Source organism: Methylobacterium sp. Leaf113 (assembly GCF_001423325.1).
Lineage (GTDB): Bacteria > Pseudomonadota > Alphaproteobacteria > Rhizobiales > Beijerinckiaceae > Methylobacterium.
In genome coordinates this window covers 1-2,749 of the sequence record NZ_LMNJ01000047.1, presented here as the reverse complement: position 1 = coordinate 2,749, position 2,749 = coordinate 1, and the positions used below count along the sequence as shown (strand labels likewise).

Sequence of the window (2,749 nt, the reverse complement as noted above, 5' to 3'; positions counted from 1 at the left end):
TCCGTCGCATCGCCACCCGCTACGACAAGCTGGCCCGAAACTACGCCTCGGCCGTCGCACTCGCTGCCGTCATCGCCTTCTGGTGCTGATCGAGTCCAGACCCTAACACGTTACCGTCCTTCGACGGCACGACGCGATGTGGCACGTCTTGACGATCCGCCCCGGGAGGGACCATGCAAAAGAGCTTACGCGCCCCGTCGGCCCCACCGCCGCGAATGCAGACGGCCCGCCCGACGGAAGCGCCGGTCGAACTCACCCGGAGCCTTTCACCTCGGGCAACGTTTGACCGGAGTCGCGACCGGAACGCAGAGCCGACCGACGCGAGAGCGGACGCAGACACGGCCTGCCGAAGCGTCGATGGACAGGACTGCTGGAATTCTCAGGCGTTATCGGTGCCGGACAGGAAACTCTCTCCCACGAATGAGCTGATGGTTCGCGTCCGAGAGGCGTTCCATCAGCGGGGATATGACGCCCTGACGATGGTCGATCTGGCCAAGCACTGCGAATTTACGCGCCGGGCGCTGTACTTCTACTTCAGCAGCAAGGAAGAGGCTCTCCGTGCTATCGTGGGGTACTTCAACGAGCAGGCGATCCGACAGGGCCTGCACGCTGGTTCTGCCGTCCGGCGGGACGGCGGCTCTGCACTCGCCATCCTGGCCGAGACCCTGAACATCCGCTACGGTGAGACCCGCCGCCGCGTCAGCCGATCTCCCCATCTCGCGGAACTGAATGGCGAGATCTTCCGCCGCTGCCACGACCTGATGGTCGAATCGGCGCTGGTATTCCACCGCGAATTGGAAGGCTTCATCCGAATACTCGAGGCGGACGGCCTCCTTACGCTCAGGTCCGACGTGGCGCCGGGCGATCTCGCTCGGCTGCTGGCGGACGGCGCGCGCGGAGTCAACCAGACCCTTCCGCCCCTTGCTGCCGACGAGTTCGCTCCGCGCTATCGCGCCATCACCCAGGCGATCCTATTCGGATCCCTGACGGCTGACGGTCCGCGCACCGGGCCTCCGCAGGCCGGGACTTCGACATCACCAGCCCGCCGACCGGCCCGTCGGGCGAAGCCCCTGCCGGGTTCTGACGCGCGCTGAGATCGGCACATGCCGTCTTCTTTTCCTGAGAGCCGCCTCGGCGGCGTCTCATTCCCGCGAGCGCCGGGTCACCGCCTGCCTCGCAGAATGTCTTCCCCATGGCAGATGAGCGCCTCGCCGTGCCGACCCCCAGCCCGCAAGGGCCTATCGGACACGGCTCCGGTCTGACGATCGCGCAGCGGCTCGACCGGATCCCGGTGACCGCGCTTCATGCCGTGATCGTGGCTGTCTGCACGCTCGGTCTCTTTGCCGATATTGCCGAGGTCGCACTCGGCAATTCGCTCGCCGCCATGTTCCTGGCTCCTCCTCACAACCTGCCGCGCGGGGATCTCGCCCTGCTTCTCGCCGCCGTTTTCGCGGGAGGCGCGATCGGGGCACCGGTCTTCGGCGCGATCGGTGACCGATTCGGACGCCGATGCGCCCTGCAGGGCTCCCTTGCCCTGATGGCAGCCGGCTCCCTTGCCGCTGCTGCCAGCCCGGACCTGACCAGCCTGACGATCGCCCGCTGCGTCTCGGGCTTCGCGATCGGCGGATATTCGCCGCTCGTCGCCACCTACCTGGCGGACCTGATGCCGCCGCGCCGCCGGGGCTTGCTGATGCTGGTCTGCACAGGCCTCGGCTTTCTCGGCGCGCCAGCCATCCTCCTGCTGATCCGCGCATGGACGTCGGTGCCGCCCCTTTTTATCGAGGGTTGGCGTTGGGCGCTCGGCCTCGGCGGCATCGTGGCGGGCCTCAGCGCCATCCTGTTCGCCTGCGTGCCGGAATCGCCGCGCTGGCTCGCGGCGGTCGGTCACGACGTTGCGGCGGAAGCGGCCTGCCGCCGGCTGGAGGCCTCGGCCGGGATCGCGACGCCGGAATTGATGCGGACGGAACCGGCCAGTGACGACACCGCGCGGGCGGGCTTCCGAGCCCTGATGGCCGACCCGCTTCAGATCCGCAGGACCGCCCGCTTTCTCGGCCTCTACTCCCTTGCGCCCTGGGCGACGATCGGCTTCCCGCTGCTCAGCGCCGCCGTTCTGATCCGGGAGGGCTTCGGGGTCGACCAATCGCTGGTCTTCGCCGCACTGACCATGCTCGGCCCGACGCTCGGAGCCCTTGCCAGCGCTTTGATCATCGACCGTCTCGAACGCCGCTTCTGTCTGGCAGCCTGCGTCGGCACGATGGCGGGGATGGGCATCGTTTTCGCCAATAGCGCGAATCTCACACTGCTGACGCTGTCGGGCGTCCTCTTCAACATGGCGGCTGCCATTTATGCGGGAGTCCTCGGGATTTACGGGACCGAGATCCTGCCAACGCATCTGCGCGCCTCCGCCCTCACCTCTGCCTGGGCTGCGGGCCGGATGGCGGTCGCCTGCGTGCCGGTTCTGCTGCTGCCGCTTCTCACGGATTACGGCGCATCCGCGATGTTCGCCGTGGTCACCCTCGGTCTTGGGGGCAGCCTCCTTCTCGTGGTCACGGGCCCGCCGGGCCGACCCAGACAGCCGGTTATATAGAGCGAGTGTATCTGTGCGCTACACCACGCGATGGGCCGGGTTGCTGCGGTCCTGAGCTCGACTTTGGCAGAGGGCGTAGGCCCAGGGTGGCGGCAGACGGAACCGAGTTTTCCTGCGGTCGCGTTTGCGACGTGACGTCGATAAACCCTCTTCTCGCCAGAT

At 67.3% G+C, this 2,749-nt stretch carries 2 protein-coding genes and 1 pseudogene; all 3 read left to right on the top strand.

Annotation, left to right across the window (positions count from 1 at the left end; all coding sequences use genetic code 11):
- Window positions 1-89: pseudogene (locus ASF60_RS24775) on the top strand (IS5/IS1182 family transposase); the annotation flags it as partial.
- An 84-nt stretch (window positions 90-173) separates the two neighbouring features.
- On the top strand, window positions 174-1,094 hold the full coding sequence (locus tag ASF60_RS19560) for a TetR family transcriptional regulator (RefSeq protein WP_082508088.1): 921 nt from the start codon (window positions 174-176) through the stop codon (window positions 1,092-1,094).
- A 98-nt stretch (window positions 1,095-1,192) separates the two neighbouring features.
- Entirely contained in the window at window positions 1,193-2,587 is a 1,395-nt protein-coding gene (locus ASF60_RS19555; protein WP_056189041.1) for an MFS transporter, read from the top strand.
- The last annotated feature ends 162 nt before the right edge of the window (window positions 2,588-2,749 follow it).